Source organism: Streptomyces arenae, assembly GCF_022343545.1.
In the GTDB taxonomy this organism is placed as follows: domain Bacteria; phylum Actinomycetota; class Actinomycetes; order Streptomycetales; family Streptomycetaceae; genus Streptomyces; species Streptomyces humi.
The window spans coordinates 376,045-396,805 of the sequence record NZ_JAKQYH010000002.1; the positions used below are offsets into that span (position 1 = coordinate 376,045).

Annotated in this window: 23 protein-coding genes; 2 read left to right on the forward strand and 21 right to left on the reverse strand. The window is 73.0% G+C overall.

Annotated features, from left to right (window positions below; genetic code table 11):
* Window positions 1-10 precede the first annotated feature (10 nt).
* Window positions 11-181, forward strand: a complete 171-nt coding sequence (locus MB828_RS01620; protein WP_046730148.1) for a hypothetical protein — start codon at window positions 11-13, stop codon at window positions 179-181.
* A gap of 20 nt (window positions 182-201) precedes the next feature.
* Here MB828_RS01620 and MB828_RS01625 read toward each other — a convergent pair whose 3' ends face one another.
* The 13 genes from MB828_RS01625 to MB828_RS01685 form a co-directional block, all read right to left on the reverse strand.
* Window positions 202-465 (reverse strand): gas vesicle protein K, encoded by a 264-nt coding sequence (locus tag MB828_RS01625; protein ID WP_079178772.1) that lies wholly within the window; start codon window positions 463-465, stop codon window positions 202-204.
* 17 nt (window positions 466-482) lie between these two features.
* On the reverse strand, window positions 483-671 hold the full coding sequence (locus MB828_RS01630) for a gas vesicle protein (RefSeq protein ID WP_046730146.1): 189 nt from the start codon (window positions 669-671) through the stop codon (window positions 483-485).
* Window positions 668-1,459 (reverse strand): GvpL/GvpF family gas vesicle protein, encoded by a 792-nt coding sequence (locus MB828_RS01635; protein WP_301646609.1) that lies wholly within the window; start codon window positions 1,457-1,459, stop codon window positions 668-670. Before MB828_RS01635 ends, MB828_RS01630 begins: the two co-directional genes overlap by 4 nt.
* Window positions 1,456-1,800: a gas vesicle protein gene (locus MB828_RS01640; protein ID WP_046730144.1), complete on the reverse strand. Its 345-nt coding sequence runs from the start codon at window positions 1,798-1,800 to the stop codon at window positions 1,456-1,458. The genes MB828_RS01635 and MB828_RS01640 overlap by 4 nt, the downstream gene beginning before the upstream one ends.
* Window positions 1,797-2,888 (reverse strand): SRPBCC family protein, encoded by a 1,092-nt coding sequence (locus MB828_RS01645; RefSeq protein ID WP_301646610.1) that lies wholly within the window; start codon window positions 2,886-2,888, stop codon window positions 1,797-1,799. Before MB828_RS01645 ends, MB828_RS01640 begins: the two co-directional genes overlap by 4 nt.
* Window positions 2,885-3,607: a hypothetical protein gene (locus MB828_RS01650; RefSeq protein ID WP_301646611.1), complete on the reverse strand. Its 723-nt coding sequence runs from the start codon at window positions 3,605-3,607 to the stop codon at window positions 2,885-2,887. Before MB828_RS01650 ends, MB828_RS01645 begins: the two co-directional genes overlap by 4 nt.
* A complete protein-coding gene (locus tag MB828_RS01655) occupies window positions 3,604-3,867 on the reverse strand; it encodes a gas vesicle protein GvpG (RefSeq protein WP_133026234.1) in 264 nt (87 codons plus the stop codon). The genes MB828_RS01650 and MB828_RS01655 overlap by 4 nt, the downstream gene beginning before the upstream one ends.
* A 5-nt stretch (window positions 3,868-3,872) precedes the next feature.
* Window positions 3,873-4,646, reverse strand: coding sequence for a GvpL/GvpF family gas vesicle protein (locus MB828_RS01660; protein WP_301646612.1), 774 nt, complete (start codon window positions 4,644-4,646; stop codon window positions 3,873-3,875).
* The gene (locus MB828_RS01665; protein WP_046730139.1) at window positions 4,643-5,071 is read right to left on the reverse strand and encodes a gas vesicle structural protein GvpA; all 429 of its coding nucleotides are present in this window, start codon (window positions 5,069-5,071) and stop codon (window positions 4,643-4,645) included. Before MB828_RS01665 ends, MB828_RS01660 begins: the two co-directional genes overlap by 4 nt.
* A 53-nt stretch (window positions 5,072-5,124) precedes the next feature.
* Complete coding sequence (locus tag MB828_RS01670) at window positions 5,125-5,481, reverse strand: gas vesicle protein (RefSeq protein ID WP_301646613.1); 357 nt, start codon at window positions 5,479-5,481, stop codon at window positions 5,125-5,127.
* A 51-nt stretch (window positions 5,482-5,532) separates the two neighbouring features.
* The gene (gene ligD, locus MB828_RS01675) at window positions 5,533-6,489 is read right to left on the reverse strand and encodes a non-homologous end-joining DNA ligase (protein WP_301646614.1); all 957 of its coding nucleotides are present in this window, start codon (window positions 6,487-6,489) and stop codon (window positions 5,533-5,535) included.
* Window positions 6,486-8,333, reverse strand: a complete 1,848-nt coding sequence (locus tag MB828_RS01680; RefSeq protein WP_301646615.1) for a transketolase — start codon at window positions 8,331-8,333, stop codon at window positions 6,486-6,488. Before MB828_RS01680 ends, ligD begins: the two co-directional genes overlap by 4 nt.
* 257 nt (window positions 8,334-8,590) lie before the next feature.
* Window positions 8,591-9,025, reverse strand: a complete 435-nt coding sequence (locus MB828_RS01685) for a phage holin family protein (RefSeq protein ID WP_301646616.1) — start codon at window positions 9,023-9,025, stop codon at window positions 8,591-8,593.
* A gap of 87 nt (window positions 9,026-9,112) precedes the next feature.
* On the opposite strand from MB828_RS01685, the gene MB828_RS01690 reads away from it, so the two are divergent.
* On the forward strand, window positions 9,113-9,463 hold the full coding sequence (locus tag MB828_RS01690) for a VOC family protein (protein WP_301646617.1): 351 nt from the start codon (window positions 9,113-9,115) through the stop codon (window positions 9,461-9,463).
* Here the strand turns inward: MB828_RS01690 and MB828_RS01695 are convergent, their stop codons facing one another.
* The 8 genes from MB828_RS01695 to MB828_RS01730 all read right to left on the reverse strand — a co-directional run bounded on the left by MB828_RS01695 (window position 9,464) and on the right by MB828_RS01730 (window position 20,603).
* On the reverse strand, window positions 9,464-11,413 hold the full coding sequence (locus MB828_RS01695; RefSeq protein ID WP_301646618.1) for a DUF5107 domain-containing protein: 1,950 nt from the start codon (window positions 11,411-11,413) through the stop codon (window positions 9,464-9,466).
* A gap of 60 nt (window positions 11,414-11,473) precedes the next feature.
* Window positions 11,474-12,028: a GNAT family N-acetyltransferase gene (locus MB828_RS01700; RefSeq protein WP_301646619.1), complete on the reverse strand. Its 555-nt coding sequence runs from the start codon at window positions 12,026-12,028 to the stop codon at window positions 11,474-11,476.
* Window positions 12,029-12,068: 40 nt separating this feature from the next.
* Window positions 12,069-12,992: a S66 peptidase family protein gene (locus MB828_RS01705; RefSeq protein ID WP_301646620.1), complete on the reverse strand. Its 924-nt coding sequence runs from the start codon at window positions 12,990-12,992 to the stop codon at window positions 12,069-12,071.
* 50 nt (window positions 12,993-13,042) lie between these two features.
* A complete protein-coding gene (locus MB828_RS01710; RefSeq protein WP_301646621.1) occupies window positions 13,043-15,016 on the reverse strand; it encodes a prolyl oligopeptidase family serine peptidase in 1,974 nt (657 codons plus the stop codon).
* A gap of 16 nt (window positions 15,017-15,032) precedes the next feature.
* Complete coding sequence (locus MB828_RS01715) at window positions 15,033-16,337, reverse strand: M20/M25/M40 family metallo-hydrolase (RefSeq protein WP_301646622.1); 1,305 nt, start codon at window positions 16,335-16,337, stop codon at window positions 15,033-15,035.
* Window positions 16,330-17,163: a M55 family metallopeptidase gene (locus MB828_RS01720; RefSeq protein ID WP_301646623.1), complete on the reverse strand. Its 834-nt coding sequence runs from the start codon at window positions 17,161-17,163 to the stop codon at window positions 16,330-16,332. Before MB828_RS01720 ends, MB828_RS01715 begins: the two co-directional genes overlap by 8 nt.
* Before the next feature lie 92 nt (window positions 17,164-17,255).
* On the reverse strand, window positions 17,256-17,981 hold the full coding sequence (locus MB828_RS01725; RefSeq protein ID WP_301646624.1) for a class I SAM-dependent methyltransferase: 726 nt from the start codon (window positions 17,979-17,981) through the stop codon (window positions 17,256-17,258).
* 135 nt (window positions 17,982-18,116) lie between these two features.
* The gene (locus MB828_RS01730; protein WP_301646625.1) at window positions 18,117-20,603 is read right to left on the reverse strand and encodes a SpoIIE family protein phosphatase; all 2,487 of its coding nucleotides are present in this window, start codon (window positions 20,601-20,603) and stop codon (window positions 18,117-18,119) included.
* Window positions 20,604-20,761 lie beyond the last annotated feature (158 nt).

Sequence of the window (20,761 nt, forward strand, 5' to 3'; positions counted from 1 at the left end):
GGTTCAGACTATGGTTCCCATTCTGCTGGTCCTGCTTCTGGTGCTGATTCTCTTCGGCGCCGGATTCGCGGTGAAAGTGCTCTGGTGGATCGCGCTGGCCGTCCTGGTGGTGTGGCTGCTCGGATTCCTGGTACGTGGCACCACCGGCGCCGGCGGCAGGGGCCGCTGGTACAGGTGGTGATGCCGCCGACGGCGGCCGGGTCACCGGCGCGGCAGTAGTGGTCCCAGCGGCCCGAGGTCCAGATTCAGGTCCTCGGGCCGCAGCCCGTACCGGTCCCGCAGCTCGGCCATGCGGTCCTCCAGGAGCATCAGGGTGAGACCGATCCGCTCCTCCTGCTGCTCGGTGAGGTCCCCGGTGTCGAAGCGGCGCAGCGCCTGCCGTTCCATCAGCTGGCGCAGCAGTTCCACGACCGTCAGCACGAGTTTCACCAGATCGCGCTCGACCGTGTCCGGGTCGAGGTCCATCCGGTTGCGCTGCTCGCTCACGTCGGCTCCCCCCAGGGTGCGGGCACTTGGGCGTTGACCGAGCTGATCAGCGCGTTGAGGTCGATGCGGACGAGGTCGACGTCCGCGATGCGCAGGGTGATGTCGCCGGTGATGACGACCCCGCCGGCCAGCAGCCGGTCGAGCAGGTCGACCAGGGCGACCTCACGGCGTTCGACGACGGTCACCGGGACTCCTCCCGCCGCGTCGCCTCCACGGGTTCGGTGAAGGAGTAGGCGGCCCAGGGCCCGGTGAGTTCCACGCGCATTCCCGGCGCCTCGTCCTTCGTACGGTCGACCAGTTCCACGAATTCCTCGGAATCCGCGCGCCGCACCAGATAAGCGGCGTTGAGCAGGTTCTGCCCGGAGACCCCGGACAGCGTGGCGTTCTGCGGCGGATGCAGCCGGGAGTCCTCGGCACGCTCGGAGAGACGCTCGTGCAGCGAACGGGCGAATTCCTCGGCGGCCTGCCATTTCTCCTCGTGCTCACGGGTCCGTGACCGCCGCTGCCGCAGGTAGTCACGACCGCTGGCGGGCCGCCCGGCGGGCGTCGGCGGCCGCTCGGGCTCCGACGCCTCGGCGTACAGCTTCACACCCCACTCGACGCGGCCTTCGAGCCGGTCGAGGGTATGCAGGAAGTCCTCCTCGCGGCTCTCCATCATGGTCCGTACGCCGCTGTCGTCCCGGAAGACGGTGGCGAGCCGGAGCGGCAGCGGGGTGGTCACCGTGGTGAGCGCGTCGATCACGCCCTGGTGGGCCCGGGCGGTCGCGGCGAGCCAGTCCAGGTCCTCCAGATGGTCGCGCAGCGACGCCTCGGAGAAGTCCCGTTCGGGGACCGTACTGACGACGGCGACCAGGCCGTGGTGCCTGAGCAGCCCCGGCGGGGTGCCGCCCACGCCGGTGAGCTGGGCCTGAAGGGCCGCCTCGAAGGGCCGGCAGACGGCGTAGACGTAGCGGAGTCCGCCCTGAGCGGTCATCCGTCCTCCTTCTGGTGCTGTCCGCGGCCCGCCTCCAGCGCCTCCAGGGCCGCGAGCCGCTCCCGCAGCTCGTGGTTCTCCCTGGTGAGCTGGTCGCTCCGGGCCCGGGTGGACAGCTCCGGGTCGTGCTCCCACCAGTCGATGCCCATCTCCTTCGCCCGGTCGACGGAGGCGACGACCAGGCGAAGCTTGATGGTGAGCAGTTCGATGTCGAGCAGGTTGATCCTGATGTCGCCGGCGATCACGATGCCCTTGTCGAGGACGCGCTCCAGGATGTCGGCGAGGTTCGCCCCGCCGCCGTCACGTCCGTACGGCTCGGGCAGCCGACCGGCCATCGTCATCGACGGCTCCCGGACTCGGCGTACTCCTCCTCGTCCTCCAGCTCGTCCTCGGGTTCCTCCTCGCCCTCCTCGTCCTCCTCGTAGTCCTCGTCGTCCTCGGCCTCGTACTCCTCGGGCTCCCCGGACTCGTCGGACTCTTCGGTCTCCTCCTCATCGTCCTCCTCCGGGCCCTCCTCCGCCTCGTCGTAGGGTTCCTCGCCCTCGTAGGACTCCTCGTCCTGCCCCTCGGCGTTCTCGTCCTCGGCGTTCTCCTCCTCGGCCAGGGCGTCCTCGTGGCTCACGACGACCTCGCCGTCGCGGATCTCGCCGCGCCAGCCGTCGTCCACCTCTCCCTTCATGGAGATGTGGCGGGCGTAGTGCTTGAGGTCGAGCCGGGCTCGGCGGCCGGAGGCGCGCCAGATGTTGGCGGTCTTCTCGAAGAAGCCGCTGGGGTAGTACTCGATCACCAGCAGGATGCGGGTGAGGTTGTCGTCGAGCCGGTGGAAGGTCACGACGCCCTTGTGGGTGCCCTTGGCGCCCTCCGACGACCACTGGATGCGGTAGTCGGGGACCTGCTCGAGCGTCTTCCCCTTCCAGCTGCGGCTGGACCACCAGATCTTCCCCTGCCAGTCCGACGTGGTGTCGTCGGCCCGGCCGGCGCTCTTGACGCCCTTGGCGAAGGTGCTGAAGTCCTGGTAGCGGGTCCACTGGTCGTAGGCCGTGCGCACCGGGACGCCGACGTCGACGGATTCGATGATGACGGTCGGCTTCTGCCCCGAGCCCTTGCCCTTCCCCTTGCCCTTACCGCCCCCCAGGTTCTTCACCTTGTCCATGACGGTGTCCTTGGCGTGGGAGAGGCCGAGTTCCAGGGCGGAACGCACCGGCCCCTTGCCCTCGGCGACCTTGCGGCCTGCGTCGAGGGCGAGCTTGCCGAAGCCGGGGCTGTTGCCCTCGGCGATGTCGGTGAGCTTGCCCGTGGCCTCGCCGAGCTTGGTCCCCGCGCCCACCAGCAGGCGCTGGGCCTGGGCGGCGAGGTACTCCTGCACTTCCGCCTTCAGGCGTTCGACGGCCTCGGAGCGGGCCGTGTCGCCGATCGGTCCGGTGTTCATCGGTCACCGCCTCCCTTCGGCCGGGCACGGCCGGCCGTCTTCTTGGCGGCGGCGCGGCCCTGTGCGGCCTTCTTGGCGGGCGCCTTCCTGGCCGGAGCCTTCTTGGCGGGCGCCTTCTTGGCGGGCGCCTTCTTCGCCGCGGCCTGCTTGGCCGGAGCCTTCTTCGCCGCCTTCTTCGCGGGCGCCTTGTCCTGGCGGCCGCGCCCGTCCCCGGCGTCGTCCTCGGACCCGTCGTCCTCGGACTCGTCGTCCTCGGACCTGCCGTTCTCCGCCTCGGTGTCCTCGTCCGAGGTGTCCTCGTCCGTGGCGTCCGTGGCGTCCTCGTCCGTGGTGTCCTCGGCGTCCTCGGCGTCCTTGTCGGACCGGCCGCCGCCGAGGCCGACGTCACCGGCGTCCGGTACGACGCCGGCCAGCTGGTCGCGCACCTGTTCCGTACGGCCGTGCAGCCGGTTGGTGAAGGCGTCCAGCTGGCGTTCGACCATGGCGCCGGAGGCGGCCTTGCCGACCCCGCGCAGGTCCTGGCGCAACTGGTCGCCTATCTCCTTGAACTGCGGGTTGGCCCGCAGTTGCTGGTTGGCGAGGTCCAGCAGGGCCTTCGGGCCCAGGTTCAGCCGCTTGCCCGCCACCACCGAACCCACGGCGACGGCCATTTTGAGCTTCTTGGTCCTGCCCAGGAGATATCCGGCCCCGATCGCGAGGCCCAGTCCCATGCGATTCATATATGCGTCCCATTGCCGTGCCCCGCGTCAGTGCGCAGGGCGGTCTCCAGCCGGTCGAGGAGTTCGTCCTCGGCCCGGTCGAACTCCTCCTCGTCGATCTCGCCGGCCTCCAGCCGCTCTTCCAGCCGGCCCAGTTCGGCCCGGACGGTTGCGGGGTCGTAGTAGATCCGCTCCGCCTCGTTCACCACCTGCTCGATGACCCAGGCGCTGCCCCGCACCGGCGCGAACGGCAGGAGCAGCAGCTCCGTGACGAGTCCCATGAGCCTTACTCCTGACCGCCCTCCGCACCGCCGGCGATGGTGCCCGCGGGCTCGGAGGGCCCGGGTTCGACAAAGCTGTACGGCGGCAGCGGGCCGTTGATCCGCACGTCGAGGTGCGGATGGCTGCTGCGCAGCCGGTCGACCTCGGCGATGAACTTCTCGGCCTCGTCCCGGTCCACCAGGAACGACAGGTTGGCGAGCCAGCCCGTCGACTCGGGGCCCACGCTCACGGCCGCGGCCTTGGGCGCCAGTGCCCGCTCCAGCTCCCCCGCGTCCTCGGCCTCCCGGGCCTGGACGGCGGCCGCCACCATCTCGCCGAGCTGGAGCCGGCTCTCGTAGCTTCCGCCGCCGGACCGCCGGTTGGACTCGGCGAGGGCGCGCAGGTCCGCGTTCTCGGACATCACGCGATGCAGCACGGCGTCCTCGATGTGGCTGGCCTTGACGTTGTACTCGACCCTGCCGTCGAGCGTGCGCAGCCGTTCCAGATAGTGGTCGGCGCGTTCGGCGAGCACGCCCGCGACGGTCTGGTCGTCCGGGGCGACGCTGCCGAACCGCATCGGCAGCACGCAGCCCCCGCCACCCGCCTCGGCCAGCACGTTCTGATGGGCGAGGAGGTCCCGGCGCTTGGGCCGCAGCCCTTCGGGGGCCTCACTGACCACCGCGGACAGCTCACCCTCGGTGATCACTCGGACCGGGCACGGCGGGTCGCCCACCCCGCCCATGCCCTCGGGCAGGGAGGGGTGTGCCGCGGCCGTGATGCCGTAGACGTACGTACTCACTCCTGCTCCTCCTTCCGGCGGGACGCGGTCGACTTGCGCGCACGCGGCCGGGACTCGGTCTCACCCGAGTGCTCGTCGCGGGCCTGCTGGAAGGCGTCGGAGATGGTCTGCGCGGCGCCGGACAGCGCGCCCTTGGACTTTCCGCGGGCGCCGGACTCGGTGACCTCACCGACGATCTCGGGCAGCCCGGGGCTCTTGTTGGGGCCCGACTCCAGGTCGAGCCGGTTGCAGGCCTCGGCGAAGCGCAGATAGGTGTCCACGCTGGCGACGACGACCCGCACGTCGATCTTCAGGATCTCGATGCCGACGAGAGAGACCCGCACGAACGCGTCGATGACCAGTCCTCGGTCGAGAACGAGTTCGAGCACGTCGTAGAGGCCGCTGGAGCCGCCTCCGCCGGTCTGCTGTGCGGGTACTACGGTCATGCCTGTCCGACCTCCTTGTCGTGGGAACCGTCCGTGGTCGCGGGTGAAGCGGCCTAACGGCCGCCCGGCCTGGCGTCGGCACGTCCGCGCTCGTAGCGGCGGACCCGCCGGTACCCGGTGAGCTGCCCCTGCGGGTCGAGTTCGACCTGGTAGCTCGCCATCAGGCTCATCGTGTCGGGCACCCTCTGGAGCTCGAGCACCTCGACCTCCAACGCCCAGCCGTCCTCCGTCTGTTCGAAGGACGACACCGACTCGGCGACCATGCCGGTGAGTTCGGTGAGCTGGGAGCGTGCCTGACGCAGTACGTCCATGGGGCCCGGCCGGTTCTGCGCGGCCGCGTGGGGTTCCTTGTCGTGGTTGCGTTCCTGGCGTGAATCGTGTGTCTCTGACGTGTCGTGTGTGTTCGTCATGGCCACCTCTCTGTCCGAGTGGCCGGAGGTACCCCGCTCAAACCTTCACATTCACCCGGACACGCTGCGCGGTCGGACGGCCTCTTTCCGTAGCGCGTCCAGCCTGCGCCGGGCCGGACCCAGCGCCCTGCCCCGGCCGGGCACCTCGGCCCAGGGGCCGGTCCGGGCCTGGTCGGCGGCGTCGGCGATCGTCCAGCGGCGGGCGTCGACGGCGGGATCGGCGAGCTGGTCCCAGGTGAGGGGTACGGCGACGGGGGCTCCGGGCCTGGCCCGCACCGTGTAGGGGGCCACGGCGGTCTGCGCGTAGGCGTTGCGCCCCATGTCCAGGAAGAGCCGGTCACCGCGTTCCTCCTTGCGGACGGCGGTGGTGAGCCGGTCGGGGTGCTCGGCGGCGAGCAGTTCGGCGAGGTCGCGGGCGAAGGCGCGGACCTCGTCGAAGTGGTGCCGGCCGTTCAGCGGCACGACGAGGTGGACCCCGCGGGAGCCGGTGGTCATCGGTGCCGACGGCAGCCCCAGCCGGTCCAGCAGGTCGCGGGCCCAGCCGGCGGTCTCCCGTACCGCGGCGAAGTCCTCGCCGGCCGGGTCCAGGTCCAGCACCAGGCGGTCGGGGCGGTCGGGTGCCGTGGCCCGCGACAGCCAGCGGTGCAGGGTGAGACAGGCCTGGTCGGCGAGGTAGACGAGGGTGGCGGTGTCGTCGCAGACCACATGGGTGACCGTGCCGCCCTCCTTGGCGACCTCGGCCCGCTCGATCCACTCCGGGTAGTGGTCCGGGGTGTTCTTCTGCATGAACCGGGGCCCGTCCAGGCCGTCCGGGTACCGCTCCAGCATCAGCGGGCGGCCGCGCAGCTGCGGCAGCAGGAAGGGCGCGACCGACCTGTAGTACTCCACCAGGTCGGCCTTCGTGTACTCGGGCGCCCCGTCACCGCCGGGGAACAGGACCTTGCCGGGGCGGTGCACCTCCACGGTGCGGCGGCCGGCCCGTACCGGCCGCCGCTCGCCGCCGGTCACCGCACGACCGCCTCCTCGACGAGCAGCCGCCCGGCCGCCGCGATCGCCTCGGCGTCGATGCCGGCGGCGTGCAGCTGCTGGTCGGGCGCGGCCGACCCCGGCATGGTCCGTACGGCGAGCCGGACCAGGCGCGGCACCGGCCTGCCGTCCCCGAACGCCTCCGCGACCGCGTCGCCGAGCCCGCCCTCCTCGTGGTGGTCCTCGACGGTGAGCAGACAGCCGGTCTCCTCGGCCGCGCGGTACAGGGTGCGCCGGTCGACGGGCTTGACGGAGTACAGGTCGACGACCCGGATCCGGATGCCGTCCTCGGCGAGCGCGTCGGCGGCCTTCAGTGCCTCGTGCAGGGTGACCCCGGCGGCGACCACGGTCAGCCGGTCCTCGTCGGAGGAGCGCAGCACCTTGCTGCCGCCGACCGGGAACTCCTCGTCCGGGCCGTAGATCACCGGGGCGGCGCCGCGCGAGGTGCGCAGGTAGCGGATGCCGTCGAGATCCGCCATGGTCGCGACGAGCTTGGCGGTCTGGTTGGCGTCGCACGGGTACAGCACGGTCGAGCCGTACACCGAGCGGAACATCGCCAGGTCCTCCAGGCCCATCTGCGAGGGCCCGTCCTGCCCGATCGCCGAGCCCGCGTGCGAGCCGACCAGGTTGATGCCGCTGCCGCTGATCGAGGCCATCCGCACGAAGTCGTGGGCGCGGGTGAGGAAGGCGGCGAAGGTCGAGGCGTACGGCACCCAGCCGCGGGTGGCCATGCCGACGGCGCCTGCGACGAGTTGCTGTTCGGCGATGTAGAACTCGAAGTAGCGGTCGGGGTGTTCCTTGCCGAAGAGCTCGGTCCTGGTGGAGTCGCCGACCTCGCCGTCCAGTGCGACGACGTCGGCGCGGGCGCGGCCGAGCGCGACGAGTGCCTTGCCGAAGGCGTCACGGGTGGGGACCTCGTCCCCCTTGTCGTAGCGCGGCAGTTCCAGCGGTCCGGTGGACGCGGAGTGCGGCGCGCGGGCCGCCGGGGGCTCCTTCACGTGGACGCGCAGGTCACGCTGACCGCCCAGTTCGGCGATGGCCTCCTCGGCGTCCGGCAGCGGCTTGCCGTGCATGCCCTCGCGGTCCTCGACGGCGGCGACCCCCCGGCCCTTGCGGGTGCGGGCGAGGATCACGGTGGGCTGGCCCGCGGTGGACGCGGCCTCGCCGCAGGCGCGGTCGACGGCGTCCACGTCGTGGCCGTCGATCTCCACGGTGTGCCAGCCGAAGGCCTGGAAGCGGCGCGCGTAGGCGTCGAGGTCGTGGCCGTGCCGGGTGGGGCCGCGCTGGCCGAGCCGGTTGACGTCCACGATCACGGTGAGGTTGTCGAGATGCTCGTACCCGGCGTGCTCGGCGGCCTCCCAGACGGAGCCCTCCGCCAGCTCGCTGTCCCCGCACAGCACCCAGACCCGGTAGCGGCCGTGTTCCAGCCGCTTCCCGGAGAGGGCGATGCCGACGCCGACGGGCAGGCCCTGGCCGAGGGAGCCGGTGGCCGTCTCGACCCAGGGCAGCCGGCGCGGTGTGGGGTGCCCCTCCAGGTGGCTGCCGAGCTTGCGGAAGGTGAGCAGTTCGGCGTCGTCGATGGCGCCGGCCGCCTTGTACGCGGCGTAGAGCAGTGGGGAGGCGTGTCCCTTGGAGAGGATGAAGCGGTCGTTGCCGGGGTGGGTGGGCTGGTCGAAGTCGTAGCGCAGATGGCGGGCGAGCAGGACCGCCATCACATCGGCGGCGGACATCGACGAGGTCGGATGCCCGGACTCGGCAGCGGCGGCCGCCCGTACGCTGTCCACGCGCAACTGCTGGGCGAGTTCTACGAGTTCGGCGGTGTTCATGGGGCTCCTTCCGGGGGTGTCCGGCACGGACCCGGGTACCCGTCCCCCGCGGGTCCGCACTCCCCGCGCGGAACCGGCCCGGCGGTCACCGTCCGGTGCCGGCCGCTCACGGCGCGCAGCCCGGGGTGCGGGCCGGGTCCGAGGCCTCCCACGTAACCGTAGGCGGGGCGGTCGTACCGCGCCCGCCGAACGGCCCGCGGCCCCCTGTCTCACTGGGTCAGGGCGGGCTCACTGTGTCAGGGCGGGTCGGGCGCGGGTCAGACGCGCCGCGGCGGTGTGCCGCCGTCCGTGCCGGGTGTGGCCGGCGGCTCGGTCGGCATCGGCGGGTACGGCAGTCCGGTGCCGCTCCGCGGGTCCCCGGGTGTCGTGGCGCCCGCCATCGGGTGCGGGGCCCGCGGGCCCTTGGGGCGGCCCGCCTCCCGCAGCAGAGCGGCGACCGCGCCGAGGAGCACCGCGGTGACCAGCGCCGCGGCCCAGCCGGGCAGCACGATCGCCAGTGCCAGCCCCACGGCCAGCGCGACCGCGGCCCCCGCGTACAGGGCGACCGCGCCGGAGGCCGCGTACAGGGCCGCCGTGCGCCGCCGCTTGCGGCCCTGTTCGCGCAGTTCGTCGCGGACGGTCTCGCGTGCGACCTGCGCCAGTTCGTCGACGAGCTCCTTGTCCAGATGGTCCAGATGGTCGATGTGGTCCATGGGGGGCGGGTACCCGGACCCGAATCGCAGTAACAGGGGACCACCGGAGGTGGCACCATCGCGCCCGACGCCAACTAGGCTCGTCGCATGGAGATTCTGGGCGCCTCCCTGCGCATCTGCGTCGACGACCTCGATACCGCGATCCCGTTCTACGAACGTCTCTCCGGCGGCAGGGCCAGCCGGTTCGAACGCGGCGGCGTCCAGGTCGCCGCGGTCGGCTCGTTCCTTCTGATGAGCGGCCCGGAGGCGGAGCTGGAGGTGCTGCGCAAGGTGTCCGCGACCATCGCGGTCAAGGACGTCACGGAGGCGCACCGGCTGCTCAGCGGCCTCGGCGCGCAGATCATCGCGGGACCGGTGCCGACACCGGCCGGCCGCAACCTGCTCGCGATGCACCCGGACGGCTCGATCTTCGAGTACGTCGACCAGCACCAGGCCTGATCAGGGGCCGGGCGGCCGCAGGCGGAAGTCGTACCGGCCGGGCAGCGGCTCGTCGCCGAGCCGCGCCCACAACCGGTCGACGACGTCCGCGCCCTCCCGCAGGTCGGCGACCTCGAAGCCGCTGTCGAACACGGCCCGGGCGGCCCGCGGCCGTCCCTCCGCGAGCAGCAGCTCCGCCTCCAGGAGCCGGAACCGGCCCCGCTCCCGGGTCGCGGGCAGCAGCGCCTCCCACACGGCGCGGGCGTCCGCGACCCGCCGTACCCGCAGCAGCGCTTCCAGGGCCTCGCGGCCGAGCGCCGCGCAGGCCGCCGTCCAGGTCTCGCCGTCGTCACGGCGTTCCCGGCACAGGTCGTCGAAGGCGTCGGCGTACCGCTCGGCGGCCCGCTCGTGATGCCCGTACTCCTGGTCCGCGACGGCGAGACAGCGCAGCAACGGCCACAGGGACGGCGCGAGCTGGAGGCCGCGTTCCCAGCTGCGGACGGCCTGGGCGCGGTCCCCGGCGTGCCACTGGGCCACGCCGAGGTGGTACTCGGTGTGCGGGGTGGCGGGGGCCGTCTCCAGCATGTCCCGCCAGTGCGGGGCGACCAGCGTCGGCCCCGGCGGCCGTACCCGGCGGGGTTCGGGCAGCGTGCCGGTGCGCAACAGCTCGTGCCAGGGCTCCTGTTCCTCGCCCAGCGTCGACTCGGCGAACGGCGTGCCGGGCAGCTTCCGGTCCGCGCGCAGCACTTCGAGGGCGCCCCAGCCGGAGCCGGTGGCGAGGAGTTCGCCGGGTTCGGCGTCGGCGTACGGCTGCCAGGCGGCACGGGCGGCGTCGAGTGCGGCGCGCGGCAGGACGGCCTCCAGCGCCTCCCCGGCTTTCTCGGGGCGGGCCGTCAGCGGCCCGTAGGCCTCCAGCCAGGACACCTCGTCGCCCGCGTCGAGCCGGACGTGTTCCAGCTGGGTGCGGGCGAGCCCGGCCTGGATCTCCTGGTAGCCGCCGGTGCCGGACGCGCCGAGCCACTCCTGCCAGCGCCGGCCGCCGGGCCCGGAGCCCCACACGAACTGTTTCCGGCCGCGCAGTTCGTCGGTGGAGGTCTGCACCAGTCCGTGTCCGTCCGCGTCCAGCGCGGCGATCCAGCGGCGCCGCTCCTGCGGGATGTCGTAGAACCAGTCGGTGGCCCAGGGGTGCCGGGCGTCGTACGACGGGACGGGCACCCGGCGCAGCCGCCGCTCGGGTCCGAACTCCCAGGCCTCCTTGGCCGGTACGGCGATCCGGCGGTCCTCGGGGACGGCCGTGCTGGACCACCAGTAGAGCGGCACGGGGTGCTCGTGCGGGTTGCGCACGCGGACCCCGGCGTACAGGAAGTCGGAGCCGTCCGGCAGCCAGAGGTCGACCTGGAAGGGCAGGTCACGCAGCCGCTCCCATTCCCACAGACGCAGCATCTCACCGCCGTCGGGGGCTGGGACACGGGCCGCGTGCAGGGGCGCGCAGGAGAGGGTGGTGTGGCCGGTGGCGCCGATGTTCCACTCGATCCCGCCGGCGTACCAGGCGCCGTTGAGGGCCAGGTTGGCGGGCTGGAACACCGGGTTGCGGTAGAGGAGTTCGCGGCCCGTGGGGAGGTGGACGAGGGAGCCGACCCGGCCGCCGAGACCGGGCAGGACGGTGGCGCGCAGCCGGTCGTTCTCGATCACGAGGGCGTCCAGGGCACGGGGCTCGCGGGTCCTGCCGTAGCCGTCGCGGATCCGGACCGGCAGGAGGCTGCGCAGCTGTCCGTAGCCGATCCCCCGGGCCATCTCCCTTGGCAGGCCGTCGGGTTCGCGCTCGTCGACGCCGAGGTCCCCCACCGCCTGAAGGGCGTGGGCGGTGCCCCCGTCTTCGAGGAGGCGGAGCGGGGGCAGCGGGTTGTCCGGGCCCAGCTCCGCCGCCGGCAGGGTCAGTACCTCACGTCGGATCCTCGTCACGATCACCATGGAACCCGGCCCGCGGTGAGTCGGCCAGGGGAGCTACGGGTCAGGATTGCGCAAAGGCCGTCAGCCGTCCGTGCGCATCTCCGCCGTGATCGCCCACCGTTCGTGGTCGCGCCAGGCGCCGTCGATGTAGATCATGTTCGGGGAGAAGCCCTCCAGGCGGAAGCCGGCACCGCGCGCGAGCGCGATGGACGCGGCGTTGCCGGGCTGGGCGTTGATCTCGAGGCGGTGCAGGCGCATCGCCCCGAAGGCGTGGTCGACGACCAGCCCCATGGCCTCCCGCATCAGTCCGCGCCCGGCCGCGTGCGCGAACACGCCGTAGCCGAGGGCACCGCACTGGAATCCGCCCTCGACGATGTTGTTGATGTTGATGAACCCGGCGATGGCACCGTCGGCGTCCTTCTCGCACACCAGGAAACCGGCCTTGGTGCGGTCCTCGATCAGCCGCCCCGCGTAACCGGCGTAGGCGGCGTCCGTGGTGGGCGGGAACAGCCAGGGCTGGTGCAGATCCTTGCTCTCCCGGGCCCGGGCGATGAACTCGGCGCCGTCCTCGTAGCTGAAGTGGCGGATGCCCACGCGGGGGCCCTCGGCGAGATAGCGGGAAGCGGTGTGCGGCATCCCGTCACCCTACGCGCCGCCCCGGCCGTCCGGTGGGCGGTCAGCACAGCGCCGGCCCGGCCAGGGTCAGGGTGCCCGCGTCGGCGTCGAGTTCCGCGGTCACCCCCAGCGGGACCGTCAGGGCGGCCGCGCAGTGCCCGAACCCGAACTCCTCCGCCACCGGCACCCCGAGCCCGCCGAGCCGGTCGGCGAGTGTCGCCCGTACCCTCTCGTACGGCCCGCAGCGGTCCCAGGACCCGAGCAGGATCCCGGCGACGCCGTCGAGCCAGCCGGACCGCAGCAGCTGGGTGAGGCTGCGGTCGAGGCTGTACGGCTGCTCGCCCACGTCCTCCAGGAGGAGCAGCCCGCCGCGCACGCCGGGGTGGGTGCCCGGGGTGCCGAGACCGGTGGCGAGCATCCGCAGGCAGCCGCCGACGGTGACGCCCGTGGCCCGGCCGGGGACCAGCGTGGTGCCCCGGGAGGTGATCGTGCGGACCGTCTCCGGGGCGAACAGGGTGGCCCGCAGATGCTCCTGGGCCCCGGTGCTCTTGACGAAGTCCACGCCCGCGGCCACCGGCCCGTACAGGGTGGCGAGCCCCAGCCGGGTGGCGAACGCATCGTGCAGGACCGTCCCGTCGCTGAAGCCGACGAACACCTTCGGCCCGGCGGCCCGCATCGCCTCCCAGTCGAGCAGGTCGACGACGCGCTGGGCGCCGTAGCCGCCGCGTGCCGAGAGCACGGCGGAGACGGACGGGTCGCACCAGGCCCGCTGGAGGTCGGCCGCGCGGTCGGCGTCCGTGCCCGCCAGGTACCCCAACTCCCCGTCCTTCGCCAGGACATGGGGGGCCACCACCGGGTCGAGGTCCCAGCCGCGCAGGATGTCGAGCCCGGCCTGGAGCCGCTCCTCCACGACCGGCCCGCTGGGCGCCACGACCGCGACCCGTGAACCGGCGGTCAGCCGCGGCGGCCTGGTCAAGGCGCTCACCGAGGCCGCTCCGGCCGCTGACCTCGATGCGGTTGCCGCGATCACGTCGCTCACTTCACCAGCTCCAGTGCGGGGATCCCCGACACGTCGAGGCCGAACACCTGCGCGTAGAGGGCGAGTTCGGCCTCCAGGGCGCGGACCAGGGTTTCGGCGCGGCGGAAGCCGTGGCCCTCGCCCGCGAAGGTGAGGTAGGCGTGCGGCACCGCCCGGCCGTCCAGCCGGGCCAGGAAGCGTTCGCACTGCGCGGGCGGGCAGATCACGTCGTCCAGGCCCTGGAGCAGCAGGAAGGGCGCGGTGAGCCGGTCCACCTGCTCGCTGGGCGACCGTTCGGCGTAGCGCTCGGGCACCTCGGCCCGCGGCCCGATCAGGGACTCCAGGTACTGGGACTCGAAGTCGTGGGTCTCCCCCGCGCCCCAGCCGACGAGGTCGAGGACCGGGTAGGCGATGGTGCCGCAGGCATAGACGCCGGTGCCGGTCAGGGAGGCGGCGGTGGTCCAGCCGCCCGCGCTGCCGCCGCGGATCGCGAGCCGGGCGCGGTCGGCGCTGCCCTCCTCGGCGAGGGCGAGCGCGACGGCCGCGCAGTCCTCGACGTCGACCACGCCCCACTGTTCGCGCAGCCGCTCCCGGTACTCCCGCCCGTACCCGGTGGAGCCGCCGTAGTCGACCTCGGCGACCCCGATGCCCCGGGAGGTGAAGTAGGCGATCGCGAGGTCGAGGACGAGGGGCGCCCTGCTGGTCGGCCCGCCGTGCGCCCAGATGACGTACGGGGGCAGCTCGCCCTCGGGTGCGGTGTGGCCGGGGTTGCGGGGCGGGTGGACGTAGGCGTGCACCTCGCGGCCGCCCGGTCCGGCGAAGGTGCGGACCTGTGGCTCGGAGTAGTAGGCCGGGTCGACGGGGTCGTGGTGCGGGGTGCCGACGACCCGGGCGCGGCCGGAGGCGGTGTCGAGTTCGACGACCTCGGGCGCGGTGCGCGGCCCGGCGCCGACCGCGACGACCCGGGTGCCGTGCACGGCGAGGGTGGGCGCGAACTCGGCCCAGGGTCCCGCGGTGTCGGCCACCTCGCCGGTCTCCGGGTCCAGCACGCCGAGCACGGTCGGTCCGCGGCCGTGCACGACGGCGATCAGCCCGTCGGCCAGCGGCGCGAACCAGCGGGATCCGAGCCTCCAGAGCGGTCCGGCGAACTCCTCCGCACGCGGGCAGAGCGAAGCGAGTCGGGGGTCCTCCCGCCCGGAGGGCCGGGGAGAGACGCCGTCCCGGTAGAGGTTCCACCAGCCGTCGCGGTCGCTCGCGTACAGCAGCCGGCCGTCCGCCGCCCACTCCACCTGGGCGACGGACTCCCGCGGTCCGCCCGCGACCGTGCGGACCGCGTGCAGCCGGCCGTCGTCGCCGACCTCGCCGACCAGCAGTTCGGTGCCGTCCCAGGGCATCCGCGGGTGGTCCCAGGCCAGCCAGGCGGCCCGCCGCCCGTCGGGCGAGAGCCGCGGCCCGGTCACGAACCGGTGCCGTTCGACGGTGAGTTCGCGTACCGCGGCCCGGTCGTCGGCGGCCGAGCCGTCCAGGGGTACGGCGGCGGGCACCCGCCGTACGTCGGAGGGGCCGTCGCCGGTGGACTCCTCCAGCACGCACCACACCTCACCCCGGTCCAGGAGCAGCCGCGGTTCGGCCCAGCGGGGCCCCGGCGGGGTCAGCGGGCGGGGCTCGCCGCCGGGCTCGTAGCGGTACAGGCGCTGGTCGTCGAAGTGCACGAAGACCAGCAGCGGCCCGCCGCCGTCGACGGGTACGGCACCGTCCCAGGGGTGTCCGCCGTACTCGATGACCCGGCTGCGCACGTTCCACGGCGCGGGCAGCACGGACTCCCGGGTGTCGCCACGGACCAGGGTCCGGCGGCCGCCCTCGGCCGGCCGGGGTTCGGTCCACCAGGGTTCGCCGCCGACGAACCCGACCCAGTCGGGGGTGCCGTCGTGCGCCGCGGCCAGGGCCGCGTCGACCGGCGAGCTCCATGAGCCGTACGCCTTCGTCTCCACGCTGTCTCCTCCGCGGTCAGGCCGTGCGCAGGAAGCGGTCCAGGACCTGGACGCCGAAGTGCAGGGCCTCGACGGGCACGCGTTCGTCGACGCCGTGGAAGAGGGCCTGGTAGTCGAGGCCCTCGGGCAGCCTGAGCGGGGCGAAGCCGTAGCCGGCGATGCCCAGCCGGGAGAACTGCTTCGCGTCGGTGCCGCCGGACATGCAGTACGGCACCACGTGCCCCTCGGGCGCGAACTCCTCGACGGCGGCCCGCATCCGGGCGTAGACCGGCGCGTCCAGCGGCGCCTGGAGGGCGACCTCGCGGTGCTCGAACTCCCAGTCGACGTCGGGTCCCGTGAGCCTGTCGAGGGTGGCGCGGAACTCGTCCTCGGTGCCGTACAGATAGCGTCCGTCGACGAAGGCGACGGCCTCCCCGGGGATGACGTTGACCTTGTAACCGGCGTTCAGCATGGTCGGGTTGGCGCTGTTGCGGACGGTGGCCTCGACCAGCTTGGCGGCGGGGCCGAGCTTGTCGAGGAGCAGGTCGACCTCGTGCAGGTCGGGCTCGATGCCGTAGAGCGCGGCGATCTCGGTGAGGGCCGCGCTGACCGTGGGGGTGAGCCGGGGCGGCCAGGTGTGCTCGCCGATGCGGGCGATGGCGGCGGCGAGCCGGGTGACCGCGTTCTCCTTGTTCACCTTGGAACCGTGTCCGGCCCGGCCGCGCGCGGTGAGCTTGAGCCAGGCGGTGCCGCGCTCCCCGGCGGCGACGGGGTAGAGCTGCCGCCCGCCGCCGTCGTGGAAGGTGAAGGCACCGGACTCGCCGACGCCCTCGGTGCAGCCCTCGAACAGTTCGGGGTGGTGGTCGGCGAGGAACCCGGAGCCGTCGACGGCGCTGGCCTCCTCGTCGGCGGTGAAGGCGACCACGATGTCCCGGCGGGGCCGTACGCCCTCGCGGGCCCAGCCGCGCACCACCGCCAGGATCATCGCGTCCATGTTCTTCATGTCGACGGCGCCCCGCCCCCACACCACCCCGTCGCGGACCTCTCCGGAGAAGGGGTCGACGCTCCAGTCGGCGGCCTGCGCGGGCACCACGTCGAGGTGGCCGTGGACGAGCAGCGCGTCGGCGGCCGGGTCGCTGCCCTCGACCCGGGCGACGACGTTGGTACGGCCCTCGGTGCGCTCCAGGAGGATCGGCTCCAGGCCCGCTCCGGCGAGCTGCTCGGCCGCGTACTCGGCGGCGGGCCGCTCCCGGCAGTCGCCGCCGCCGAAGTTGCTGGTGTCGATCCGGATCAGCTCGGAGGTGAACCGGACGACCTCGTCCAGTGCCTGCTGGTCAGCCATACTGCTCCTCCACCGCGGCCGAGACGATCGTGGTGACCGCCTTGAAGGTACGGATGCCGTCGTACATGGTCCCTTCGGTGTACGCCACCTTGCGCTCGCCGATCCGCTCGACGCCGGGGACGACGGTGGCGGACAGGGCGAGGTGTTCCGCGTCGAACTCCAGGGCGATCGTGAACGGTCCGCCGGTCACCGGTCCGTGCCGCACCGCGAGGCGGGTCGCGTCCTTGGCGGCGGCCCGGATGTCGGCGGCGGTCCTGGCCGGGGTCCGGCACACCGCCGCGTACCGGGACACGTGGTCCTTGACGGCGACCTTGCGGGCCTCCGGCGCGTAGCCGAGGGCGTCCTCGCAGGCCAGGTCGTCGCCGGTGACGAGGATGACGGGGACGCCGTACTCGGCGACCACGTGTGCGTTGAGCAGGCCCTCGCTGGCGCGGACGTCGTTCAGCCAGACGCCGGTGATGGAGTTGGCGAGGTAGGTGTGGGCGAGGACGCCCTCCATGCCGGCGCCGGTGTGGTAGCCGACGAAGGCGACGCCGTCGACGTCGCCGTGCTGGACGCCCTCGACCATGGAGAGCGTCTTGTGACGGCCGGTGATCATCTCGGCGCGTTCGTCCAGCTGCTCAAGCAGCAGGTTGCGCATGCTCCAGTGGGCCTCGTTGATGAGGACCTCGTCGGCACCGCCGTCGTGGAACCCGAGGACGGCGGCGTTGACGTCGGAGGTGAACAACGACCGGCACCGCTCCCACTGCGGGGTCCCGGGCAGCACGTCCCCGGGCCAGGTCACCCCGGTGGCGCCCTCCATGTCGGCGCTGATGAGGATCTTCATGGTCCGTCACGTTACGCGCCGCGAGGGGGCCGGGCCAGGAGGCGGGGGGTTGCCGCCCGCCTCGCGCCGTGTGTGGTCCGCCGCGTGGTCCGTCAGCCCTCCCGCCCGGCCACCAGCCACTTCGACGGCAGCACTATCCGCTCGCCCTCGGGGGTGAACTCGGTCGTCGTCAGCGGAAGTTCACCGCTCGCCAGGACGGTGAGGCCGGCGCTGCGCAGGTATCCGGGGACCGCGGCGTCGGCGACCTCCCCGGGGGCGATCCCGTGCCGGAAGATCGGGGCGAGCTTGGGCGGCGGCCCCGCCGGGCTCTGGGCGAGGCCGCCGAGGACGGGGCGGGCGGCCTCGGAGAGTTCCACGACGAAGGCCCGGCCGCGGCTGCCGACGAGGGTGGCGATGGTGTCGGCCAGCGGCTGCCGGTCGTCCGGTTCGCACTGGTGCAGGACACCCCTCATGTAGACGTTGGCGTCGCTCAGCTCGTGGTGCAGGGCCTGTGCCTCGGTCTTCTCGACCGCGTCGAGGAGCCGGTAGGCGGCCTGTCCCGCGGGGTCGGCGTGCCGGGCGTGGTCCAGGGCGGCCTCGGATATGTCGGTGCCCAGGACGCGCGGGAAGCGCTGGGCGAGGAAACGGGTCTGGGTGCCGTTGCCGCAGCCGAGGTCGACCAGGGGCAGCCCCGGGTCGGTGAGGTGCGGTTCGAGGAGGGCGACGTGGACCGCGGCGGTCACGTCCGGTTCGGCGTCCCAGAACACCGCCCCGGGTTCGTCGGATGCCTCTCGCCAGAAACCTTCCCAGGCATGCCGGTACCGACTCGTCACGCTCATGGTCAACTCCCCAGGGTGAAACCACAGATGACCGCCGTCACCGACGGGCCAGTACGGTTTACCCTGCGCGGGTTTCAGCCACAAGCGCCCGGCGCGTTCCTTCACCACACGTTCGGCGAACGTGCGCCCCCTGGGTCAGCGGCGCCGCGAGGTGAGTTCGAACCAGACGGTCTTCCCGGCGGCGGTACGGCTGGTGCCCCACTCCCGGGCCAGGGTGCTGACCACCCGCAGTCCGCGTCCGGCGTCGGCGTCGGGGCGCGCGTTGAGCAGGGTCGGCAGGGTGTGGTCGTCGTCCTCGATCTCGCACAGCAGGGTCTCGCCGCGCACCAGCCGGAGCAGCACCGGGCGGCTGTGGGAGTGCCGTACGGCGTTGGTCACGAGTTCGCTGACCATGAGTTCGGCCTGGTCGGCGAGGCGTCCGAGGCCCCAGTCGTGGAGTTGTTCGCGGACGGCGGCGCGGGCCCGGGGGACCTCGGCGGGGTCCAGGGCGAACCGCCATTCGGCGACGTCGTCGGGCTCGATGCCGTTGAGGCGGGCCATCAGCAGGGCGACGTCGTCCTTGCGGCCGCCGCGGGTGTTGAGGGCACGGATGATGGTGTCGCAGGCGTCGTCCATCGAGGCGGCCGGGTGGGCGGCGGACTCGCACAGGGTGGCGAGGCCGACGCCGATGTCCTCGCCGCGCATCTCGACGAGCCCGTCGGTGCACATCACCAGCCGGTCGCCGGGCTCCACGCGCACCCGCAGCGACTCGAAGGCGACCCCGCCGACGCCTATGGGCGCGCCGGTGGGCAGGTCGAGGAGTTCACTGCGGCCGTCGACGGCGCGGACCAGCACCGGCGGGATGTGGCCCGCGTTGGCGAGGTGCAGTTCGCCCTCGATCGGGTCGTAGACGGCGTAGAGGCAGGTCGCGAGGTAGCTGTCGCCGAGGCGTTGCGCCAGGTCGTCGAGGTTGCGCAGGAGTTGGGCGGGCGGCAGGTCGAGCGCCGCCATCGTCTGCACCGCGGTGCGCAACTGACCCATCATCGCGGCCGAGTTGAGACCGTGGCCCATGACGTCGCCGACGACCAGGGCGGTGCGGGCGCCGGGGAGCTTCACGGAGTCGAACCAGTCGCCGCCGACCCGTCCGAGCAGGGTGCCGGGCAGGTAGCGGGTGGCGATGTCGCAGCCCGCCATCCGCGGCGGGATGTGCGGCAGCATGCTGTCCTGGAGGGTCTCCGCGACGCTCTCCTGGAAGGTGTACATGCGGGCGTTGTCGAGCACGAGGCCCGCGCGGGCGGCGAGTTCGGCGCCGGTGACCCGGTCCATGTCGTTGAAGATCTCGCGCTCGGGGTGGCGCAGCAGGATCATGAAGCCGAGCACCACGTTGCGTGCCTTCAGCGGGACCACCAGCATCGAACGGCCGGTGATCAGCGGCCGGATGTCGCGCTTCTCGAACTGGGAGGCGATGGCGTGGCCCATCTCCTCGCTGATCCGCGGCACGAGGACCGGTTCGCCGCTGGTCATGCACTGGAAGAACGGGGTGTGCGCCGGGAACGGCATGGCCTCGCCGACGGGTACGACGTCGTCCCAGCGGCCGGGTTCGTCGGTGTGTTCGAGGGCGACCCGGTGCCACATGGTGGTGGTGTCGGGCACGCCGTCCGGGAACCCCTCGCCGGCGACGACCTGTTCGCGCAGATAGGTGCCGGCGACGTCGGTGAAGCGCGGTACGACGGCTCTGCTGACCTCGACGATGGTGCGGGACAGGTCGAGTGAGGTGCCGATCCTGCCGCTGACCTCGTTGAGGAACTCGAGGCGTTCCCGGACGGCCGCGTACTCGAGGTCATCGCCGTCGTCGTCGGCGAGTTCAGCGGGCACGGGCAGGCCCTGGGCCGCCACGTGTGCGGCGCGCTCCCGACGGGCCTGGCGCTCGGTGCGCCGGGCGACACCCCAGTCAGGGGTCACCGGCACCCGGTCGTTCTGACTGAACTCGAGTATGGGATAGCCGAGTTCGAGGACCTGGGCGACGATGCGGGCGCTCTCGTCGACGCTCATGCTGGGCAGGATGTCGGGGAGCCTGCGGGCGAGTTCCTCCGCGCCGGGGAAGTCGGTGTGCAGGGCGAAGCCGGGTGCGATCCGCTCGAAGGCGATGCCCTCGTCCCGCTCGGCCCGGCGCAGCCCCTCGGCGTCGGCGGCCAGGACGAGCAGTCGCTCCTCGCCGGGGCCGACCAGCGGATACGCCCACCAGAGCACGTCGGCGCGGTCGGGCCGCCACCCGGCGGGCGGGGGCTCCCCGGTCTCGCCGCGCCCGGACACGGTGATGCGGGCGCGGCCCGCCGCCGGGAAGTTCAGCCGTCCGTCGAGGGACGACTCCAGGTCGGGGCCGAGTCCGTCGTACGCCGCGTAGGCGCCGTACGGGGTGAGCTCGTCGTCCTCGGGGAGGGCGCCGGAGACCGGCAGCAGGTCGAGGGCGGAGCGGCCGATCGCGTCCTCCCGGGCGGCGCCGAAGAGCCGCCGGGCACCGGAGCTCCAGTGGGAGACCCGGCCGGCGCGGTCGACGACGACCACGGCCAGCGGGACGCGGCCCGCCACCGGGTCCCCGGCACCGAGGCCGGCAGGTGCGTCCCGCTCGCTGCCACGGTCCATGAACCAGGCCCTCTCTCCCCACGGCTCCGCAAAAGATCTGTGCCGCCCGCCACTACCGTACGGTGGCGGGCGGTTGCGATGTGTGGCAATCCTGGAATTGGTTCCACCTGATCGCACCGGCGCGCAGGTCCGCGCCCCCGTGCGGTGCGCGAACCGCT

Excerpts from the sequence above, each read along its gene's own strand:
- MB828_RS01695 (WP_301646618.1), bottom strand. The coding sequence starts at position 11,413 with ATGGTGATCGTGACGAGGATCCGACGTGAGGTACTGACCCTGCCGGCG.
- MB828_RS01680 (WP_301646615.1), bottom strand. The coding sequence starts at position 8,333 with ATGAACACCGCCGAACTCGTAGAACTCGCCCAGCAGTTGCGCGTGGAC.
- MB828_RS01635 (WP_301646609.1), bottom strand. The coding sequence starts at position 1,459 with ATGACCGCTCAGGGCGGACTCCGCTACGTCTACGCCGTCTGCCGGCCC.
- MB828_RS01700 (WP_301646619.1), bottom strand. The coding sequence starts at position 12,028 with ATGCCGCACACCGCTTCCCGCTATCTCGCCGAGGGCCCCCGCGTGGGC.
- MB828_RS01665 (WP_046730139.1), bottom strand. The coding sequence starts at position 5,071 with ATGACCGTAGTACCCGCACAGCAGACCGGCGGAGGCGGCTCCAGCGGC.
- MB828_RS01620 (WP_046730148.1), top strand. The coding sequence starts at position 11 with ATGGTTCCCATTCTGCTGGTCCTGCTTCTGGTGCTGATTCTCTTCGGC.
- MB828_RS01670 (WP_301646613.1), bottom strand. The coding sequence starts at position 5,481 with ATGACGAACACACACGACACGTCAGAGACACACGATTCACGCCAGGAA.
- MB828_RS01655 (WP_133026234.1), bottom strand. The coding sequence starts at position 3,867 with ATGGGACTCGTCACGGAGCTGCTGCTCCTGCCGTTCGCGCCGGTGCGG.
- MB828_RS01650 (WP_301646611.1), bottom strand. The coding sequence starts at position 3,607 with ATGAATCGCATGGGACTGGGCCTCGCGATCGGGGCCGGATATCTCCTG.
- MB828_RS01685 (WP_301646616.1), bottom strand. The coding sequence starts at position 9,025 with ATGGACCACATCGACCATCTGGACCATCTGGACAAGGAGCTCGTCGAC.
- MB828_RS01690 (WP_301646617.1), top strand. The coding sequence starts at position 9,113 with ATGGAGATTCTGGGCGCCTCCCTGCGCATCTGCGTCGACGACCTCGAT.
- MB828_RS01725 (WP_301646624.1), bottom strand. The coding sequence starts at position 17,981 with ATGAGCGTGACGAGTCGGTACCGGCATGCCTGGGAAGGTTTCTGGCGA.
- MB828_RS01625 (WP_079178772.1), bottom strand. The coding sequence starts at position 465 with ATGGACCTCGACCCGGACACGGTCGAGCGCGATCTGGTGAAACTCGTG.
- MB828_RS01640 (WP_046730144.1), bottom strand. The coding sequence starts at position 1,800 with ATGACGATGGCCGGTCGGCTGCCCGAGCCGTACGGACGTGACGGCGGC.
- MB828_RS01720 (WP_301646623.1), bottom strand. The coding sequence starts at position 17,163 with ATGAAGATCCTCATCAGCGCCGACATGGAGGGCGCCACCGGGGTGACC.
- MB828_RS01730 (WP_301646625.1), bottom strand. The coding sequence starts at position 20,603 with ATGGACCGTGGCAGCGAGCGGGACGCACCTGCCGGCCTCGGTGCCGGG.
- MB828_RS01715 (WP_301646622.1), bottom strand. The coding sequence starts at position 16,337 with ATGGCTGACCAGCAGGCACTGGACGAGGTCGTCCGGTTCACCTCCGAG.
- MB828_RS01645 (WP_301646610.1), bottom strand. The coding sequence starts at position 2,888 with ATGAACACCGGACCGATCGGCGACACGGCCCGCTCCGAGGCCGTCGAA.